Origin of the sequence: Taibaiella helva (assembly GCF_003545695.1) — a bacterium.
GTDB classification, from domain to species: Bacteria; Bacteroidota; Bacteroidia; order Chitinophagales; family Chitinophagaceae; genus Taibaiella; species Taibaiella helva.
Genome location: NZ_QUZZ01000014.1, coordinates 40,419 through 60,400, shown reverse-complemented (window position 1 = coordinate 60,400; position 19,982 = coordinate 40,419). Strand labels below are relative to the sequence as shown.

Genomic DNA, 19,982 nt, shown 5'->3' with positions numbered 1-19,982 from the left:
AGATAGCTTATCCAGTAAACAAACAATGCTCATGAGAAAGGATTATTACCTGGTTGTGCTGATACTGTTTTTCCTTCACCCGGGGATACTATATGCGCAAAGGGAGCAGGTATGGGTCTTCGGAACCCATGCCGGGGTTAATTTCAACAGTGCGCCGCCAGCTGCTTTCAGCAGTGCGATCAACAGCCAGGAAGCCTGCGCCAGCGTATGCGACCTCTCCGGCAGCCTGCTGTTTTATTCCGACGGGGATACCGTATGGAACCGGGGCCATGCAGCCATGCCCAATGGCACTGCGTTGATCACAGGCATTCCCATCCCGTCTTTCGGTCCTACCACCAGTACCACGCAGGGTGCGCTTATTGTACCGGCACCGGACCACCCTGACCTCTATTATCTTTTTTCTCTCACCTCGGGCGAGCTGGGCGCCAACCGTGGCAAGCTGTATTACAGCCTGGTGGACATGACGCTTAACGGCGGCATGGGCGATGTGGTGGCTACGGAAAAAGGTATTCTCCTTGATTCGCTTAACACCGAGCACCTGAGTGCGGTGGTCGGTGACCGCTGTAATATATGGGTCGCCACCGCAGCCATTACCGGGGCAAATTCCGAACGGATCAAATGCTTCGAAGTGACCGGCACCGGGGTCAACCCTGTTCCTGTAACCTCCGATTTCAGCATCCCATTTACACTGAGTAACTGCGTAGGTCAAATGGATTTTGCTCCCGACCGTAAGCAGCTGGCGCTATCCCGTGCCGTCCCTTTTTCCCCGCTCGGCGCTGTAGAGCTGTTTACCTTCAACCCCGTTACGGGAGCCGTTACCAACCGCCGTATGCTGGATACTTCGGGCTCCTATGGTATCTGCTTCTCCCCGGGCAGCACCAAGCTATACGCCGGCGGCTCTACTACTACCATAGGGCTTACACAATACGACCTGAGCCTGGGTAGCACAGCCGCCATCATTGCCTCCCGGGTAGCTTTAGGACCTGTCAGCGCCAGCATTATTAAGCGGGGACCTGATGGCAAGGTATATGCCGCCGGCGGTGGCGGCCTCAGCGCCGTTGCTCATCCCGACCTGCCGGGGAGCGCAAGCCAGTTCAACCCCGGCGTGATCACTCTGGCAGCTAATACCGCCCTGATCTTCGGCCTGCCCAATGTGGTACCTGTGTTCCACCGCGACAGCATTTACAATGCACAGAAGGTACAAGCCGCCTGCTTCAGCAGCAGCCATACGCTTAGCGCCAACGATACTACCGGCTGGGATTATCTATGGAGCAACAACGCACATGGCCCGGCTACAGCTGTTGACCTGCCCGGCACCTACTGGGTAAGCTATCATACACCGCCCTGTGTCTACAGAGTCGATACTTTCCAGGTACAGTTCAAAGGACAGCGGCCCGACCTCCTTGCCCTCGGCGGCTGCGCGAACGACAGCAATGCCATGGCGATAGCCGTACCGGCCTATGGCGACACAACAAACTACAGCTATACCTGGTACAACAGCAGCGACGTCGTTCTCAAGGGTCCGCTGCCGTCCGATCATGGCGATACCCTGCACTCCATCACGCAGGGCCTCTATAAGCTAAAGATTACAGCGGACAGCAGCTGCGACATCATTTTAACTATCCTCGTTCCGCCACCGTCCGTTTACGAAGCTTCATTCACGGCCTCAGACACGCTTATCTGCATGGGAGAAACGATTTCTTTCCAAAGCACCTCGCAAGGCGGAATGTCCGGCTATCAATGGCTTTTCGGCGATGGCACCACAGCAGCTACCGGGAATGTGCTGCACACGTATCCTTATCCGGGAGATTATACTGTACAGCTGGTTGCACATACCGCCTACCCCTGTTATGATACCGCGTCGCTGACGATCATCGTAGATTCAATAACCGGCAATACATTCCTTACTGACAGGGACAGCATCTGTAGGGGTCAATCGATCACCTTCACACCTTCTGAACAGCATACGCTGCTGTCGCTGGATTGGCAATTCGGGGACAGCAGCAGTATCAACGGCGCCGCCCCGGTACCGGTCACCCATGCCTACGACAGGGACGGCGCCATACCGGTACAGCTCCGGAGCCATTTCCGCGCCTGCCCCGATACCGGCTTCACACATTTTGTCCGGGTATATTCTTTACCAAAGATCTACCTGGGACCAGACACGGCGCTATGCCTTAACGGCGCGCCGGTATGGCTGGAAAACCTGCAGCCATTGCCCGCCGGAAGCTATCATTATCTCTGGAATACAGGCGACACCAGCTCCCGGCTTAAAGTCGTGCATCCCGGAAGCTATAGCCTTACCCTGAGCGCAGATCCCCTGGGCTGCAGCACAACGGAAAACGTGCTGGTCCGCAAAGATTGTTATATCGATATCCCCAATGCCTTTACCCCTAACGGCGATGGCGTCAATGATTATTTTTTCCCAAGACAGCTGTTATCGCGCCGCGTCACCCGCTTCCGGATGCAGCTCTTCAACCGCTGGGGGCAAGTGATTTTTGAAACGGCCAAAACAGACGGACGGGGATGGGACGGACGGTTTAACGATAAAGAGCAGCCCCAGGGCGTTTATATCTACCTGATCGAAGCAGAGATCGACGGGCGGCAGGAAGAGCGTTACCAGGGCAATGTAACCCTGATCCGGTAAAGCCGGGCTGCATTGCTCAGAACATCCGGGCCATCCTGCCCAGCTGCTTCAGCTTTTGCTCCAGCTCGGATGTCCAGGGAAGGCCTGTACACAAGCGCATACAATTCCGGTATTGATCCTGCAGGGTGAACATACGACCCGGAGCGATGCTGATCTGCTTCTTCAGCGCCAGTTCATACAATAGCGTGGTGTCTACCTGCCTGCCCAACTCCACCCATAGCGCCAGGCCGCCTTGCGGTCTGCTGGTTTTCGTGCCTGCCGGAAAATGCTCGGCGATGGTCTGTACATAGCGCTGGTAATTATCTTCCAGGGTACGGCGAAGACCGCGGAGATGATGTTCATAACGGCCGGTCTGAAGAAAGCTGCCCACCGCTTCCTGGGTAAGGGAAGCCGAAGTGATCGCATGCACCAGCTTCAGCTTCATGATCTGCGCCTTGTATCTTCCGGGTGCGATCCAACCCACGCGGTAACCCGGCGCCAGTGTTTTGGACACGGAGCTGCACCAGAGCACATTCCCTTCTGTATCGAACGATTTACAGCATTTCGGCCGCCGCGTGCCATAGTAAAGGTCGCCGTACACATCATCTTCGATCAGCGGGATCTGGTGCGCCGATAAAAGCGCAACAACTTCCCGCTTATGCGCTTCAGGCATACAGCTGCCCAGCGGCGTATTGAAGTTTGGGATCAGCAGGCAAAGCTTGATCCTGGGTATCACCTTCTTCAATGCCCCGATCTCTATGCCCGTAGCCGGATGTGTCGGCAGCTCCAACACCTTCAGGCCCTGGCTCAGCGCCAGCTGCAAGATACCGGGATAGCAAGGGCTTTCTATCGCAATCGTATCGCCCGGCCCGGCCAGCGCCATCAGGGCCAGCGAAAGCGCATCCATACCGCCGTGCGTAGTAATAAGATCGTCGTCCACCAGGCGTCCCCCCCAGGCCAGCGATCGGACAGCCACCATTTTCCGCAGCTGTACGCTGCCCTGCAAAGGCGCATAACCGGTACCACCATCCTTCAGCGTACGTGCTGCTTTAGCCATCTCCTTTTCCAGCCTCGCCGCAGGCAGCAGGCTACCTGAGGGTGCTCCGATAGAAAAAAGCGTCAGCTTATCATTGCCCATATTGGCATACACTTTACTGATCAGCTCTTCCGGCTCGTAATCCTTTGCTACCGGCGAAGGCCGGCTTATGCCCGGCAGGGGCAGCCTGTGATAGGGCAGACTGCTGACATAGTAGCCCGATTGCGGCCGGGATTCGATAAGCGATAAGGCCTCCAGCTCGACGAATACTCTTTTAGCCGTATTCATGCTGATACCATGCTCCTGGCAAAGCGCCCTTACAGAAGGTAGCCTGTCGCCGGCCTTAAAAACACCATTCCGGATCTGGTGTGCCATGCGGCCCGCGATCTCGTTGTAAAGAAAATCCCTGCTCATGCAGCAAAGATAACTGTATCCATTAAAATACAGGAAACTGATACTGTATCCATATGTAACAGGCGACTACTTTTACTTTCAAAAAATCAAGAGTCATGCAAATCCCTCTTTCTCATAAAGCGGCAACCGCAAGCGGCTGGATCAACGGCTTTATCGGTGTGCTCATCTTCAGCGGCTCTTTACCCGCTACACGTGTGGCCGGCCGGGAGCTCCACCCGATCTTCCTGACAGCGACCCGGGCTTCTGTTGCTGCCGTGCTGGCGCTTTGTCTTTTATTATTGAGCAAAGAAAAACGGCCTACGGCCAAACAGCTTTTGCCGCTGGGTATTGTTGCCGGAGGCGTTGTTCTCGGCTTCCCCCTGCTTTCAGCGCTGGCGCTGCAATATGTTACTTCTGCACACTCTATTGTCTTTCTTGGCCTGCTGCCGCTCACTACCGCCCTGTTCGGCGTGCTGCGCGGCGGAGAACGGCCGCATCCTGCCTTTTGGGTATTTTCTGTGATGGGAAGCCTGCTCGTGATCGGTTATGCCATTGCCCAGGGTTTATCCGCATCGCCCGCCGGCGACCTGCTGATGCTGCTGGCGGTCATTGTCTGCGGCCTGGGTTATGCAGAAGGTGCGAAGCTCTCCCGGGAGCTGGGCGGATGGCAGGTCATTTCCTGGGCCCTGGTGCTGTCCCTACCGGTAATGACGCCGCTGGCATTCCTGCGTTTACCCTTGTCTTTTGCCGCCATAAGTCCTGCCGCCTGGATAAGCCTCGCCTATGTTTCGGTCTTCAGCATGTTCATCGGCTTTGTCTTCTGGTATCGCGGATTGGCCCGGGGCGGTATTGCGGCCGTAAGTCAATTGCAGCTGCTACAACCCTTCTTCGGCCTGGCTGTAGCGGCAGGACTGCTGCACGAGGAGGTGAGCATGGGTATGCTGGGCATTACCGTAGGGGTTATTCTTTGCGTAGCCGGCTCAAAGCGCTTCTCCCGCAAAGCAGTTACCGGGAAGCCGGCAGTCAGACAACAGAAGCACAAGCAACAGCAAGCGGTATAATAAGCCCGCGTCTGTCCTTCCAGCAATGAGCAGCATTTTGCTCATAAGGCAGAGCATTATTAAATGTCTCTCACAGCGATAGCCCAGCGGCTAACGGGAATGCAATAGCAGGCTGAGCAGTGATAATTTCCTCTCCCATAGGTGCGGAATATTGCAAATATTTCTTGCAGCGATGCAGCGGCGCCGGGTATATAAGGCACACAAACCACGATCCACGTAATTGCTCCGTAGGAGAAAACCCAAAGGATCAGGAGGACACAAAAATATTTGGCATGCTTCACCGTTAATCTTGAGGCCAGGGTATAATGCCCGGCTGGTTTGCATATAATGATATCCTCCTTGTCAAGGCTCTGTATGATGGACTTCCTATCCGGTTGATTATTTTTTTCTGCCAAGGCAACCCCGGTTATGCCGACTGCATTTATAGGTCGTAACAGCATTCACACTAAAAAATTTTCTGCCTGTGCACGAGCTCCCTATCCCCCTGAAGACCGCACCTGTTCTTATTCTGACAATCATCCTATTGCTTTGCTGCAGTCATCTTTCGCTGGCGCAAAGAACGGTTTCCGGCATTGTAACAGATGCCGCTACAGCAGAGCCGCTACCCTTTGCTACGATCAAGTCTGGCCGGGCCACCGTCGCCCTGCTCACTGATCTGAACGGAAAATTTGAAGCGACCGTGCCCGACAGCATTCAATCGCTTACGGTCCTGTATCTCGGTTATGAAGCGCTCCAGCTGCGGCTTGTTCCCGGACGCAATACCGGCCTGGAAGTAAAGCTCAGCGCAAAGGAAGACAAGCTGGACGAGGTCGTGATCACGCCGCCTTATGATAAGATCAGGGCCATCGTCAACAAAACAATCGCCAACAGGTCGCTGCACCGGCCCGATAACTACGACTGGTACCGCTGCAACATCTACCAGAAAACCATACTGGATATTGTAGCTCCAGACTCTGTTACACAAGACACGACACAAACGGTACTCGGCAATTTCCTGAAAGATAAGCATGTGCTGCTGAGCGAAACCTACAGCCGGCGCACACATCAGAAACCTCAGAAGCTACAGGATGAAGTGCTGGCGACAAGGGTGAGCGGCTGGAAGAAAGCGCCTTTCGCCACCCTGATCACCAACGTGATCCCTTTCGATGTTTATGGCGATTATATCTCGATGAACGGAAAAGACTATGCCAACCCGATCAGCAAAGGCTGGTCTGCACGCTACGAATTTGATCTCGTTGATGAACTGCAGCAGGGGCAAGACACTTTATACATTCTCTCCTTCCGGCCGAAGCAGAAGACCCGGTCGGCAGATCTGCTTCGCGGCCAGGTGTACATCCATTCGCAGCAGTATGCCATTGCCTACTTCCTCGGCAGGAATGTGGATCCATCGCTGAAGCGCACGATCAAAGTCGAGCAAAAATACCAGCAGGTAGCAGGGCGCTGGTTCCCGCAGCAGCTGAACTACGAGCTTATCTGGGAACAATACATTAAGACCAGCAAAGGCATTCCCCTGGGACTGCACCTGAAAGGCACCTCGGATGTCGATACGCCGCAATGGCAGCCCCTGGATCATTTCCGCTTCGACCGTGCCAAGACGATACTGATGGCCGAAGGCGCCGATGAAAAGCCGGACAGCGCCTGGAGCGCTCTGCGTCCTGTTGCGCTTGACAGCAAAGAAGCGACCACTTACCACTTTATGGACAGCCTTTACGAGGAAGCGGGTCTCGACAAAATGCTGCCCTTTATGGATAAGCTTTCCGAAGGCAAAATACCAGTCAGTGTGATCGATTTCGACATTAAACGCCTATATTCTTATAATGCCTATGAAAAGACAAGATTGGGCCTTGGGATACAGACCAATGAACGATTGTTTAAATATGCTGCCGTAGGTGGATGGGCAGGCTACGGCTTCCGTGATAAGGCCTGGAAATACGGAGGCTTTGCCGAGTTTTACCTCGACCGTTATAAAGATTATACGATACGGGCGGGGTACGAGAACAACCTGCTGGATCCCGGCCGTGTATCGATCCATAAAGATATTGACCGGAACTACCTGCAGATGTGGGTGATGAACAGGGCCGACAAGATAGAAGGCAGCTACATCAAAGCGGATGCACGCATGGGTTACTGGAACCTGGGACTGGAGGCGCGTATACAGGATATTACGCCTATGTACGCTTACACCTTCCGGGGGTACGAAAGCGCGCCGAAGTTCAAAGTAAAGGAAGGTTCCATCAGCTTGCGTTACGCTTTCGGCGAAAGGCGAAGCCTTGTATTCAGCAGGTATGAGAATATGGGAACGAAATACCCGGTTGCTTACCTGAAGCTGACCGGCGGTGATATCGAAGGCCAGGCCGGATACAAAGCACGGTATCTGCAAGCGGTAGCGGCGGTACGCTGGACCAAGCACTGGAACAGGATCGGCAGGGAAAGCTTTCTCCTGATGGGTGGCGTTTCACAAAGCGATGCCGACCTACCCTTATCAAAGTTGTTTGCCGGCCGCGGCGTAAGGAACAAGAGCCCCATCTATGCTTCCGGCAACTTCATCACCATGTATCCATACGATTATTATGCCGACCGCTTCGTCAGCTTCTTCTGGAAGCATGACTTCGACCGGAAGCTGTTCAAGGTGGGCAGCTGGATGAATCCTTACATCAGCCTGGCGCATAATATGCTCTACGGCAGCATGCAGAACCCGCAGGAACATGGTTCCGTAAGCTTTTCCGTCCCCCGCAAGGGCTATCATGAAAGCGGCATTATGCTCAACGACATCCTTAAGTACAAATACCTTAACCTTGCCTATATCAATCTTAACGCCGGCTATTACTATCATTGGGACGACGGCCGGATCGACCTGAAAAAGAACGGGAACTTCGTACTCGGCATTTCTTTTAATCTCTAGGCAGCAACCTTCTTTTGCATACGCGCTTCCTTCACCGGGAGCGCTTATCTTTATGCCGGAAAAGATAAAAGCACTGCCTCATGACACCACAATTCCTGGCCTCCAACCATAAAAAGATCGGCCTGCTGGAAGCCAACCGCGGCAATTACGATCAGCTGAATGAAGAACGGTACAGGAGCTACATCAGGGTGCTGTACCTGCCGGCGGGCTATACGCTGACCATCGACTTCAGGCAATTCACCACGAAGACGAATAGCCTCTTTTTTATTAATGCCAACCAGTACTTCGCGGTACAGCAAGCCGGAAGCAAGCCCGGCCTGCTGCTGTACTACAACCGGGATTTTTACTGTGTACAGATACATGATGAGGAAGTCGCCTGCGATGGCTTGCTCTTCAATAATGTTTTCGAGATCCCTATGCTGGCTTTGCCGGCAGGAGAGCACCGGGCGATCAGCGCCATCCTGCAACAGATCGGGGAAGAATTCTCTGCGCAGCTGTCTTCGCGCGAAGAGATGATCCGCACTTACCTGAAGCAGATCATTATACGAGCCACACGCCTGTGGAAGCAGCGACACCAGGCGCAGGCAGAGCCTTCGAACGATATGGAGTTCTTCCGCAGCTTTAACCGGCTGGTCGAGATCCATTTCCGGGAAAAGCACGGGCTTGCCGATTATGCCGGCCTGCTGGCCATGACGCCCAAGACCCTGAACAAAAAGCTGGCACGGATCCATGTGCTGCGTCCCAACGACCTTATCAAAGACCGTATCCTGCTCGAGGCCAAGCGCCTGCTTACTTATACGCCCATGAGCATAAAAGAGATCGCCTACCATCTCGGCTACGACGATCCGGCCTATTTCAACCGGCTCTTTACCCTGAAGAACCAATGCACGCCGGCTGCCTTCCGAAAGCAATACCTGGCCGAGGAAGTGGCGGAATGATTGTTGTCGCGTTTATTACCTGTCTGATACCGGCACATCCCAAGTCAATCATTATATAGCGGCACAGCATGCTGTGCCATTAACAACAGAAATGTACAATTTTCTTCCTAAAGGGATAAAAGTACAATTTTATGACCCGTTCTGCTCTTGAAAGCGGGGGTGTCAGCGGCGTAGCTTTGCTTAAAAATCAAAAGCAATGAAACGCAGATCAACCGCCGTATGGCAGGGAAACATTAAAGCCGGCAACGGCCACCTCACTACCGGGAGCACCGTGCTGAACCAAACACCTTATTCTTTTAACAGCCGCTTCGCCGACGGCATCGGCACCAATCCGGAAGAGCTGCTTGCCGCAGCGCATGCCGGCTGCTTTACCATGAAGCTAAGCCTTGACCTGACCAATGCCGGCTTCACCCCGGAAGTGCTGGAAACAGAATCGGTGATCACGCTGGACAATGGAAAGATAACCGGATCCGACCTGTCGCTCAAGGCCCGTGTTCCCGGCATTACGGAAGCGCAATTCCAGGAAATTGCCCGCCAGGCCGAGCAAACCTGCCCTGTCAGCCAGGCATTTAACTTTAAGATCACCCTGGAGGCTGTTTTACTGTGAACCTCTTTTCCTTTCCGGGGTTAACAGAATACTTTATCCACTAAAAATCTAATCATATCATGTCACAAACAACTAACGCCGTAAAGGCCGCAAACGATCCGAACATACTGGCTGCTATACGCATTTTCCTGAAAGGGCTGAACGAAAGTGGCGGCGCGCCGATTGAAACGCTGAGCCCTGAAGCGGCCCGGCAGGTGCTGACCGGTGCACAGGAATCTGTTACCGTAGATGTGTCTGGCATTGAAGAAAGCGAGAAGACCATTACGGAAGACGGACACAGCATTAAGCTGCATATCGTAAAACCTAAAGACGCCGCACCCGGCCTCCCGGTATTTATGTTTTTCCATGGCGGCGGATGGGTGCTGGGCGATTATCCCACGCACCGCAGGCTGGTAAGAGACCTGGTGGTCGCCAGCGGCGCTGCGGCCGTATTCCCCGACTATACCCCTTCCCCCGAAGCCCGGTATCCTGTAGCCATTAATGAGGCCTATGCCGCCACGCGTTGGGTAGCGCAGCATGGCGATGAGATCGGCGTAGACGGCAAACGGCTGGCCGTAGCAGGCAATAGCGTCGGCGGCAATATGACGGCCGTGGTCGCTTTAATGGCCAAGGCCCAGGCCGGCCCCGAGCTTAAAGCGCAAGTGCTGCTGTGGCCCGTTACTGATGCCGGCTTCGATACCCCTTCTTATCACGCCTTTGCTGAAGAACGCTTCCTGACCAGGAATATGATGATCTGGTTCTGGGACAACTATACCACTGATCCTGCCGCGCGCAAAGAGATTTATGCCTCCCCTTTACAAGCCACAACTGAACAGCTGAAAGGCCTGCCACCTGCGCTGGTACAGACAGCGGAGAACGATGTGCTGCGCGATGAGGGTGAGGCTTATGCCCGTAAGCTGGATGAAGCCGGCGTGCCGGTTACGCTCACCCGCTACGGGGGGCTGATCCATGATTACGGCCTGCTGAATCCATTGGCAGAGGCGCCTGCGGTACAAACCGCGCTGCTGCAGGCTGCTGCCGTACTCAAAAAAGCTTTGTTCGTTTAACTGTATCAGAGTCAGGAGTCAAGAGTCAAGAACCAGGAACCAACTGCAAGAGATAAGGACAACAAGGTAAGTGATTGTAAGTACTTGTGGTTTTGAATTTTGGGATTTGGGCTTTTGACTTTTGGCTTTTGAATTGCCCTTGTGTAAAAAATTCCAACCCTTTCTTCGCTATTTTTGCTATTATTGACAACAGAACAATGTCACCAATAGTGACAAAAATAATTTTCGATGAATCAGGATATAGTGAAGAGGGAGCGTATACAAGCGCTGCAGCAGGAGATCCTGTCTATGCAAGGCTACCGTCCGTCGCAGGAAGCCGTACCATTGGATACCGGCCTGGGCCCCGTGCTCCGGGCTTTTCCCAATCATACTTTTCCAACTGCGGCGATCCATGAATTCCTGAGCCTGGACGCAATGCAAGGGGCAGCCACCACGGGTTTTATCTCCAGCTTGCTGGGTACGCTGATGCGGAAAGGTCCCTGTCTCTGGATCAGTCCGCAACCTGTTATTTTTCCAGCTGCATTAAGCCTCTTCGGTCTTCCGCCCGACCAGGTGATCTTCACCAGGGTTTCCCGCAGCAAAGACTTACTCTGGGTCATGGAAGAAGCTCTGAAATGCGCATCGCTGGCGGCCGTAGTCGGTGAGGTGCGCGATCTGGGCTTTACACCATCCCGCAGGCTGCAGCTTGCCGTGGAGGAGAGCCGCGTTACGGGATTCTTACACCGGCCGGGCTGCAGGGCGCCAGGCCCTACTGCCTGCGTATCCCGCTGGCAGGTAAGTTCTCTGCCCGGCCTTACGGAAGAGGGTCTGCCTGGCGTCGGCTTCCCGCAATGGCAGGTAACGCTGTCCAGGATAAGGAACGGAAGGCCGGGTTCCTGGCAGATCGGTTGGTCCGACGGCAGATTCCGGGTAAAGGCCGGCCAACCTGCAAGCCGGACGCAAACGATCACTCTTGCAACTGCTTAGCCGATGAAAAGATATGTGAGCCTGTGGCTGCCTTTTGCCGTTACCGATAAAATGATCCTGTTGCAACCGGAGCTGAGAGAAACACCCTTTGTCCTGGCGGAACAAGCCAGGGGACGCATGATGATCTGGCATGCCAGCCCTGAGGCGGTGCACAAAGGCATACGTATTGGTATGGCTGTTGCCGATGCCCGCGCTATCTTACCAGACCTGGAAGTGCTGCCTTATCTGCCCGGCTTTACCGAGCAGCTGCTGACGGAGCTGGCGCTCTGGTGCCTTCGCTTTACGCCGGTGGCAGGCATCGACCCGCCCGACGGGCTGCTGCTTGACATGAGCGGCTGCGCGCATCTCTGGGGCGGTGAAGCGGCTTATCGCGAAGACATCCTGAAGCAGCTGAAACAGCTGGGCTACCGCGTGCGGGCGGCTATAGCCGATACCATAGGCGCTGCCTGGGGCATGGCCCGCTTCGGCGCAGAACCGGGTATTGTTGTGCGGGGCGGCCAGCTTGAAGCCTTGCTGCCACTACCGCCTGCCGCTTTGCGCCTGGAACCTTTGCTCCTGGATAAGATGCGCAAGCTGGGTCTTCGTCATACCGGCAGCTTTATCCGCCTGCCACGTACCGTGCTGCGCCGGCGCTTTGGCCAGGTGTTGCTGAATCGTATCGACCAGGCCCTGGGACAAGCCATAGAGCTGCCCACGCCTGTGCAGCCGCCTGTGCTCTTCCGGGAGCAGCTACCCTGCCTGGAGCCGATCTGCACGGCCACCGGGATCACGATCGCACTGGAGGCCTTGCTGGAACGTTTGTGCCGGCAGCTGCTGAAAGAAGGTCAGGGCTTGCGCAAGGCTTTGCTGAAATGCTATCGCTTAGATGGGGATATACAGCAGATCGTGATCGGCACCAATCGCCCGGTGCGCGACAAAGCTCACCTGTTCAAGCTGTTTGAGCAAAAGATAAGTACGATCCGCCCGGCATTAGGCATCGAGCTGTTCCTGCTTGAAGCACCGGTGACGGCGCCGCTCTCGGTGCAGCAGGAAACCCTTTGGGCGGTCCCGGGCGATAGCGATGGCAACACAGCCCTGGCGCAGCTGCTGGACCGCATAGCCGGCCGTGTAGGCAATGATGCGATACGCCGCTACCTGCCCGCCGAGCATTACTGGCCCGAACGTTCTGTAAAGGTGGCCGTCACGCTGGACGAGCAAGCTAAGACCCCATGGCGCTGCGACCGGCCACGGCCTGTTTACCTGCTTCCCAGGCCGGAACGGATCGAAGTATCGGTACCCCTACCCGATTACCCGCCTTTGTTTTTTCTCCATAAAGGGCAACGGCATAATATTAGTAAAGCAGACGGGCCCGAAAGGATAGAACAGGAATGGTGGCTGGAAGAGCGCCCGGTAAGAGATTATTACATGGTAGAAGACGATCAGGGCGCACGCTACTGGCTGTTCCGTTCGGGACGATATGAAGAAGAAGACAAACAACCGGAATGGTTCCTGCATGGATTTTTTGCCTGAAAAAATAAAACTTCTATGCCGTACACAGAATTACAGGTAACCACCAATTTTACTTTTCTCCGGGGTGGCTCCCACCCGCAGGAACTGGTGGCGCATGCTGCCGGACTGGGCCATAACGCTATCGCCATTACAGACCACAATACGCTGGCGGGTGTGGTACGCGCCCATACCGAAGCCAGACAGCACAACATAAGGGTGATCCCTGCCTGCCGGCTCGACCTGGCTGATGGTCCCGGCCTGCTGGCTTATCCCACGCACCGAGAGGCCTACAGCAGGCTCTCAGCCTTGCTTACAGAAGGCAACTTACGCACCGAAAAAGGGAAATATCTGCTGTATAAGGCCGATGTATACCGCTATGCGGGCGGGATCAAATTCATTATGGTCCCACCTGCGGAGCTGAATGCACGCTTCGATCTCGACGAGGCTTTTAAGGCTGCTGCGGGCGAATACAAACGTATGCTGGGGACCGACCTGTACCTGGGCGCTGCCTGCACCTACCGGGGCAACGATGCCAAAATGCTCTTCCGCCTGTCGCAGCTATCGGAGCAATATGCAATACCCTTAGTCGCCACCAATGATGTCTATTATCATAACGCTCAACGAAGGGAACTGCAGGATATCTTAACCTGCATCCGTGAAAAATGTACGATCACTACGGCAGGCTTCCGGCTTTACCAGAATGCAGAACGCTACCTGAAGCCCGAAGCGGAAATGCTGCGCCTGTTCCGGCAGTATCCCGATGCCATTGCCCGTACGCAGGAGATCGCCGAAGCCTGCCGGTTCTCGCTGGATGAGCTGGAGTATGCGTATCCCGAAGAGCTGACAACCGATGGCCGTACGCCACAGCAGGAACTGGAACTGCTGACCGGAAAAGGCGCTCAGGAGCGCTTCGGCGATGACATTCCTCCGCAGATACAAAAAACGATCAACGAAGAGCTGGCCTTTATTGCACGCAAAAATTATGCTTCCTACTTTCTTACGGTGTACGACCTCGTCCGTTTTGCACGGGATAATCATATTCTCTGCCAGGGGCGCGGTTCAGCGGCCAATTCAGTAGTATGCTTTTGCCTGGGCATTACCGCTGTTGATCCATCCAGGATCAGGGTATTGTTTGCCCGTTTTATGTCCGATGCCCGCGACGAGCCGCCTGATATCGATGTGGACTTTGAGCATGAACGCCGTGAAGAGGTGATGCAGTATATCTATGAAAAATACGGCCGCGACAGGGCCGGCATTGTGGCTACCGTAACGCAGGTGCGCTGGCGGGGTGCTGTGCGCGATGTGGGTAAAGCCATGGGCCTGTCGATGGATGCCGTAGACCACCTGGCCAAGTCGGCATATGAGTTCGGGGAAGAATGGGGCGCGCAGGAAACGGCTTCCAGCCATGGTTTTACGGCAGGAGACCTGCACCTGCTCAAAGTGCTCGATCTCACCAGGCAGTATATGGGTTTTCCCCGGCAGCTGGGACAACATACGGGAGGTTTTGTCATCACACAAGGCAAGCTTTCCGACCTCTGCCCCATACTCAATGCCCGCATGGAAAACCGCACCTGCATCGAATGGAACAAGGATGATATCGAAGCCCTGGGCTTTCTGAAAGTAGATGTGCTGGCCCTGGGCATGCTGACCTGCATCCGCAAGGCCTTCGACCTCGCCAGGGACCATCATGACAAGCACCTGACGCTGGCCACTGTACCACCTGAAGACAAGAAGGTATATAAAATGATCTGCAAGGCCGAGACTATCGGCGTGTTCCAGATCGAAAGCCGCGCCCAGATGTCGATGCTACCCCGCCTTAAGCCGGAAGAATTTTACGACCTGGTGATCGAAGTCGCGATCGTACGGCCGGGGCCGATACAGGGCGATATGGTGCATCCTTACCTGCGACGACGCGACGGGAAAGAGGCCATCACCTACCCGTCCAAAGAGCTGGAAGATATCCTGGGAAGGACTAAAGGTATTCCTTTGTTCCAGGAGCAGGCCATGGAGATTGCTATTGTGGCGGCGGGATTTACCCCTGCCGAGGCAGATGGCCTGCGCCGCAGCATGGCTACCTTCAAATCCCATGGACAGGTAGTGAAATGGCGGGAGAAACTGGTTGGCGGTATGGTGGCGAAAGGCTACGAAAAAGATTTTGCGGAAAGAGTATTCAAGCAACTGGAAGGCTTCGGCAGCTATGGCTTCCCGGAGAGCCATGCGGCCAGCTTTGCCCTGCTGGTCTATGTTTCTTCCTGGATCAAATGCCATTATCCCGATGTATTTGCCACGGCCCTGCTCAACAGCATGCCCATGGGCTTTTATCAGCCGGCGCAGATCATTATTGATGCTCGTAAACGCGTAAGTGTACTACCTGTGGATATCAACACTTCTCAATGGGACAATATACTCGAAGAAAAGGATGGCGCTTTCTGCCCCATCCGACTGGGTTTCCGGCAGGTAAAGGGCGTCAGTGAAGAGGAGATGAACTTGCTGATCGAAGGACGGACACAGCCTTATACCAGCCTGTATGAAGTACATTACGCTGGTGTATCGCAGGCTGCGCTGGAGAGGCTGGCAGACGCCGATGCCTTTCGTTCCATAGGCCTGGACCGGCGGCAGGCTTTGTGGGAAGTTTCTGCACTGACAGACAAGCCTGTTGGTGTATTTGAAGGACAACCTTCTGAAAGCGCCACGGAGCCTGCAGTACAGCTGCCACGACTTACTTTGCCGGAGCATGTGCTGCAGGACTACAGCAGCACCGGCCTGTCGCTGAAGGCCCACCCGGTAAGCTTTTTGAGGGAAAGACTGAACCAGTTCAGGGTATGCCCTAACAATGACCTGCGTAATCTTACTGATAGAGATCATATACGCGTAGCCGGGCTGATATTGGTACGGCAAAGACCGGGAACCGCTACCGGCGTATGTTTCATCACCCTGGAAGATGAGACTGGCATTGCCAACCTGGTCGTTTTCCGGAAGACTTTTGACCGCTACCGGCAGGAGATCACACAGGCGAGGCTGCTGATGGTGAGCGGGAAGGTACAGATAGAAGGCGAGGTGATCCATATTGTAGTCAAACGCTGCTACAACATGAACTGGCTGCTGCAAACGCTGCAGCTGCCACCCGAAGACGCTCCCGAGGACGGCGAAGGCCTGTATACGCCGCCGCCAAAAGACAAGCATGCAGCCCCGAAAGCAGTCCAGGGTGAGCTATTCCCTTCGAGGGACTTCAAATAATCGATGAGCATCTATTCCACGGCTGCCATCAGCATCCTGCGACCGCCGGCAATAATTTCCTGCTGCCACAATTTACGATCTACCTGGTCGAAGTAATAAACGCTGGTATTGTCGCTGCCACCGATCTTATCGCTGACGGTGACGATCCATACCTTCCTCAGGCCCGCACGGACAGAAGGATAGACGCCGCTTTTTACGTTTTCAATACGGACCGCCGTAGGGCCGGAAGCTGAGGGATTATAGTCGTAAACCTGCAGCGATTGCCGGTAGCCTTCTTTCAAAGGAAGCCAGGCCAGCAGCCGGGGATAGAGATTGCTGTCAAAACACCCGGCAGGCGCGGGATCGTTGATGGTTACAGTATCCGGCTTCGTCTTATCCCGGTAGCTGCCGGTAACCGATGCGCCGAAATACAATACCATATCCCGTTGCGCATTGTAAGAAGCGTGATAAAGGGGCCTGAGCGTAGGCAGTTCGGCTACAGAAGTATCTATCCAGGGCGCCGGTGCATTTTTAAGCTGCACCCGGGTCACCAGGATCAGCTTCCCGTTCTGCTTAAGGATCTGGTTATCGATATGGCCTATGGTTATTCTTGCGGTATCTTTTAGCATATACCAGGCCAGACGCTGCTCCTGCGCTCTGATCCATTTCTGTTCAACAGCAGGATCACCGGGAGCCAGGACGGTCTGGCCATAGGACAATACAGGGAGGGATAAAATTAAGAAAGTACTTACATATTTTACGAGGCCCATTCGGTTTGTTCTTTAAAGACAAACAAAATTAAAGGACTGTCTTCCGGAATTCGCTACCTGCTTTCCGGGAATTTATACCGGCTGGTCAGGGTTGTAAGTCTTTAGTCCTGCCGCCGCTCAGGTCGCTGTGCGTCCCGGCCGGCCTGACAGGGCATATTGCGACCGCGATGACGATCGGGGACTTATGGATGTATGTTGGTGTAGATACGCTGCATGGCAACATATCTACACCAACAGCCGGTTAATAATGCTATAAAGAAGACATTTTCAATCACGCCATACGCCTGTTATAAGAAGCGCAATCTGTTCACCACTAAAACGGATCGTGCCGGGCAAAGGTTCTTATCGGTGAATGCGGCCCTGGAGGTGCACCTCAACAGTGTCCCCGGCCTCTTTGCCGATGGCCTGACGCAATTCCGCCTTTACAGGGAGCTTATGCCGTCCATCGCCGAGGGCCATAAAGGAACTTTCGAAGGGTATGCCGTCAATAGTGCCCTTGACTTTTACCAGGCCGCGGGTACCGAAAAAGGTTGCGGATTCCGGCCAGACCAGGTAGGTCCAGCCGCCTTTGCTGTCGCTCTTCTGCAACACCGCGCTGAACCGGCGATCCAGCGGCTGTATATCGGCGGCGTTTACTTTTGCTACTTTCATTGGATGAACATTTATGTTGATCAATTATCTATCCAAAGTTACAAGAGGAACAAAACCTCTTCGGGGTGCCTTCGCGACGAAAGCAGGGTTTGCTGCGACAAAATGCTGCCAGAATATCTATTCTGTTGCGGCCGCTCCCTACATAAGGCTACCCTGTTCAATGATCATTAAGTGCTTCATTCTGTCCTCCATTTGCCAAGGCCTTGTTATATCCCCGGCTGTTAATGACAGCGTGAACTTAAGGCAGCTGAAAGCCGGAAACAGGGGAAAATACCGACAGGATATCCTGTTTTTATCCGGTCTAAAAAAACTGCTGAAAACCTTATACAATACAAAAACAATACAGGACTTTCGCTGTTATACACGAGCAAGAAAAGAGGCTTGTCGACTGTTGCGCCACTCCTAACAAGGGTGGCTTTGTTCTTGCCTAATCCAAACCTAAGCCCAACCATGCCCATCATATTTGATGAGATCACCGCTTTGTTCCAGGGGAACGAAGCAGTGACCCAACTGAAAGCCGGTAAGGTTTATACCTTACGGATCCTCTATTTCAGAATAACGGGAAAGGTGCAGATCATAGTGAACGGAAGGGAGCAATATTTGCTGTATGCCTCCTGGACAGCGCTGATAGAGGATTGGGCGATCGCGGGCATTTTGTATTAACCACCCCGGCGATTCCCTGCCGGCAAACAGGCCGCGGCATCTTTGTTAAACAATAGCGCAGTGCGGGAGCGAGCGGCCGGAAGCCTTACTGCACAAGGTTCAGAGCAAAAAGGGAGGGACTATATTCCTCTCTTTTTCTATAATGACAAGGAAAAATAGCAGCATTTCGCAACCCGTATTGCCTGTCTGCGGCCAACGTCTACCAACAAGCCCAAGGTCTTATTCTGCTGATTGACCTAAACCAATTTAATCTTTAACCACTAAAAGAAAGGTAACATGAAACGCTACGCTATCCTGACTGGCGCAATGACCGGACTATGGCTTTCCACATCGGCACAAACCGCATTACCCTATTCCACTAACTTCGACAATGCTACGCAAAAGACCGGCTGGCAGTTTTTCCGGAAAGGCTATAACAGTGTGCACTCCTGGAAGTATCTCTCCGATGCGCCCGATGGGGCTATCATCCCTCCCTCGGCGCCCGACTGCCTGTTCCACCAGTATCCCATGGACGGCGATGCGCAGCTGACCAACGACTGGGCGGTATCACCATCGCTGAACCTGAGCACCGGTGCAAAAGTATCCTTTAAGATCAATGTCTATTCTATCATGGGCCTTCAGACGGGCGACAGCGTGCAGCTGTACCTGCTTAAGGGCAGCGCAGACCCGGCAACGGCTACAGGCAAGGTATTGCTGGCTAACCTGATCGGCCTGCACAGCAGCGCCAACCACAATTTCAGGGACACCGCCAATATAGTTGTTCCCGCAACCAGCGGTCCGGCCTACCTGGCCTTTCACTATACTTCCTATTCAAACTGGTATACGGTCGCGGTAGATAACTTCGAGGCGAAGGCGATAACAACATCGGTTGAAGAAAGCCGCATGGCGCGGGCCGCATGGAAGCTTTATCCCAACCCGGTACGTCAAACCCTTTACTGGGCATACACAGGCAAGGAAGACCTGAATGTGCAGGAAGGGCAGATCATTGATATTACGGGCAGCACAAGGGCCCGCTTCGCCTTTAAAGACAAAAGCCTCGACCTGCATCAGCTATCGCCTGGCATGTACTTCCTGAAGCAAGGGCAAGCCATGATCCCTTTCGTCAAACAATAAGGAGCAGAAGATAAACCCGCTTTATGCGGGCTTTTTTGCGGGTAAAAGAACACCTAACAAAGAAAAAACCTGTCCCCAACGCGTGCCAACCCCTTCAAGAACCGTAAAAAAGAGAGGAGGCCCGCATCAGGGACAGGAGTTCTTTATGATGATCAGCGAAAGGCGCCGGAAGAGCCCCTCACCTAGTCCCATAAGGGAGCAGGCAATAGTCGTCATCCGTTTCCGCTATTCAGAACTTACATTTTGAATTCGGTGATCGGCAGGTAAACAGTGAGCCAGAAAATAAGGACCAGGGCCCCTATCGTCAGCAAGGTGATCAGCTGATTACTGTTAATAAATTCCTTATCCATATCCTGTGATTTATTGGCTTTCCAGCCGGTAACAGGTGATAGTGCTTTCAGTATCACAAATATAAAGCGGAGAGCGACAGGAAAATACAGGTAAAAAACAGTAAAATTTCCAGGTTCATTTTAACAAAAATGAAGGCTTTGGGGGAGACAAAAGAG

Annotated in this window: 14 protein-coding genes; 11 read left to right on the top strand and 3 right to left on the bottom strand. The window is 53.9% G+C overall.

The genetic code is table 11. The features are described 5' to 3' along the window. The first annotated feature begins 31 nt into the window (after positions 1-31). Positions 32-2,647: a PKD domain-containing protein gene (locus DZC79_RS18330; RefSeq protein ID WP_198666943.1), complete on the top strand. Its 2,616-nt coding sequence runs from the start codon at positions 32-34 to the stop codon at positions 2,645-2,647. A gap of 16 nt (positions 2,648-2,663) precedes the next feature. Here DZC79_RS18330 and DZC79_RS18325 read toward each other — a convergent pair whose 3' ends face one another. Then, the gene (locus DZC79_RS18325) at positions 2,664-4,076 is read right to left on the bottom strand and encodes an aminotransferase-like domain-containing protein (protein ID WP_118953071.1); all 1,413 of its coding nucleotides are present in this window, start codon (positions 4,074-4,076) and stop codon (positions 2,664-2,666) included. 95 nt (positions 4,077-4,171) lie between these two features. On the opposite strand from DZC79_RS18325, the gene DZC79_RS18320 reads away from it, so the two are divergent. From DZC79_RS18320 to DZC79_RS18280, 8 genes are all read left to right on the top strand, one after another. After that, positions 4,172-5,116 (top strand): DMT family transporter, encoded by a 945-nt coding sequence (locus tag DZC79_RS18320; protein WP_118953070.1) that lies wholly within the window; start codon positions 4,172-4,174, stop codon positions 5,114-5,116. A 463-nt stretch (positions 5,117-5,579) separates the two neighbouring features. Next, positions 5,580-8,018 (top strand): DUF5686 and carboxypeptidase-like regulatory domain-containing protein, encoded by a 2,439-nt coding sequence (locus DZC79_RS18310; protein ID WP_157977257.1) that lies wholly within the window; start codon positions 5,580-5,582, stop codon positions 8,016-8,018. Between the two features lie 80 nt (positions 8,019-8,098). Continuing rightward, a complete protein-coding gene (locus tag DZC79_RS18305) occupies positions 8,099-8,956 on the top strand; it encodes a helix-turn-helix domain-containing protein (RefSeq protein WP_118953067.1) in 858 nt (285 codons plus the stop codon). 196 nt (positions 8,957-9,152) lie between these two features. Then, positions 9,153-9,563, top strand: coding sequence for an OsmC family protein (locus DZC79_RS18300; RefSeq protein WP_118953066.1), 411 nt, complete (start codon positions 9,153-9,155; stop codon positions 9,561-9,563). Positions 9,564-9,622: 59 nt separating this feature from the next. Continuing rightward, complete coding sequence (locus DZC79_RS18295; protein ID WP_118953065.1) at positions 9,623-10,609, top strand: alpha/beta hydrolase; 987 nt, start codon at positions 9,623-9,625, stop codon at positions 10,607-10,609. A 228-nt stretch (positions 10,610-10,837) separates the two neighbouring features. Continuing rightward, a complete protein-coding gene (locus DZC79_RS18290; protein WP_118953064.1) occupies positions 10,838-11,575 on the top strand; it encodes an ImuA family protein in 738 nt (245 codons plus the stop codon). A gap of 3 nt (positions 11,576-11,578) precedes the next feature. Beyond that, complete coding sequence (locus DZC79_RS18285) at positions 11,579-13,084, top strand: Y-family DNA polymerase (RefSeq protein ID WP_118953063.1); 1,506 nt, start codon at positions 11,579-11,581, stop codon at positions 13,082-13,084. A gap of 15 nt (positions 13,085-13,099) precedes the next feature. Next, entirely contained in the window at positions 13,100-16,300 is a 3,201-nt protein-coding gene (locus DZC79_RS18280; protein WP_118953062.1) for an error-prone DNA polymerase, read from the top strand. A gap of 11 nt (positions 16,301-16,311) precedes the next feature. On the opposite strand, the gene DZC79_RS18275 is transcribed toward DZC79_RS18280, so the two are convergent. Next, a complete protein-coding gene (locus DZC79_RS18275) occupies positions 16,312-17,049 on the bottom strand; it encodes a DUF3108 domain-containing protein (RefSeq protein WP_118953061.1) in 738 nt (245 codons plus the stop codon). A 342-nt stretch (positions 17,050-17,391) separates the two neighbouring features. Beyond that, complete coding sequence (locus DZC79_RS18270; protein ID WP_118953060.1) at positions 17,392-17,700, bottom strand: DUF1905 domain-containing protein; 309 nt, start codon at positions 17,698-17,700, stop codon at positions 17,392-17,394. 450 nt (positions 17,701-18,150) lie between these two features. Between DZC79_RS18270 and DZC79_RS18260 the strand changes: the two genes are divergently transcribed. Beyond that, positions 18,151-18,363 carry a hypothetical protein gene (locus tag DZC79_RS18260; protein ID WP_118953058.1) on the top strand — a complete coding sequence of 71 codons (213 nt, stop codon included), beginning with the start codon at positions 18,151-18,153 and terminating at the stop codon, positions 18,361-18,363. Positions 18,364-18,639: 276 nt separating this feature from the next. After that, entirely contained in the window at positions 18,640-19,476 is an 837-nt protein-coding gene (locus DZC79_RS18255; RefSeq protein ID WP_118953057.1) for a T9SS-dependent choice-of-anchor J family protein, read from the top strand. Positions 19,477-19,982: the final 506 nt, after the last annotated feature.

Excerpts from the sequence above, each read along its gene's own strand:
- DZC79_RS18330 (WP_198666943.1), top strand. The coding sequence starts at position 32 with ATGAGAAAGGATTATTACCTGGTTGTGCTGATACTGTTTTTCCTTCAC.
- DZC79_RS18325 (WP_118953071.1), bottom strand. The coding sequence starts at position 4,076 with ATGAGCAGGGATTTTCTTTACAACGAGATCGCGGGCCGCATGGCACAC.
- DZC79_RS18320 (WP_118953070.1), top strand. The coding sequence starts at position 4,172 with ATGCAAATCCCTCTTTCTCATAAAGCGGCAACCGCAAGCGGCTGGATC.
- DZC79_RS18305 (WP_118953067.1), top strand. The coding sequence starts at position 8,099 with ATGACACCACAATTCCTGGCCTCCAACCATAAAAAGATCGGCCTGCTG.
- DZC79_RS18300 (WP_118953066.1), top strand. The coding sequence starts at position 9,153 with ATGAAACGCAGATCAACCGCCGTATGGCAGGGAAACATTAAAGCCGGC.
- DZC79_RS18295 (WP_118953065.1), top strand. The coding sequence starts at position 9,623 with ATGTCACAAACAACTAACGCCGTAAAGGCCGCAAACGATCCGAACATA.
- DZC79_RS18290 (WP_118953064.1), top strand. The coding sequence starts at position 10,838 with ATGAATCAGGATATAGTGAAGAGGGAGCGTATACAAGCGCTGCAGCAG.
- DZC79_RS18285 (WP_118953063.1), top strand. The coding sequence starts at position 11,579 with ATGAAAAGATATGTGAGCCTGTGGCTGCCTTTTGCCGTTACCGATAAA.
- DZC79_RS18280 (WP_118953062.1), top strand. The coding sequence starts at position 13,100 with ATGCCGTACACAGAATTACAGGTAACCACCAATTTTACTTTTCTCCGG.
- DZC79_RS18275 (WP_118953061.1), bottom strand. The coding sequence starts at position 17,049 with ATGGGCCTCGTAAAATATGTAAGTACTTTCTTAATTTTATCCCTCCCT.
- DZC79_RS18270 (WP_118953060.1), bottom strand. The coding sequence starts at position 17,700 with ATGAAAGTAGCAAAAGTAAACGCCGCCGATATACAGCCGCTGGATCGC.
- DZC79_RS18260 (WP_118953058.1), top strand. The coding sequence starts at position 18,151 with ATGCCCATCATATTTGATGAGATCACCGCTTTGTTCCAGGGGAACGAA.
- DZC79_RS18255 (WP_118953057.1), top strand. The coding sequence starts at position 18,640 with ATGAAACGCTACGCTATCCTGACTGGCGCAATGACCGGACTATGGCTT.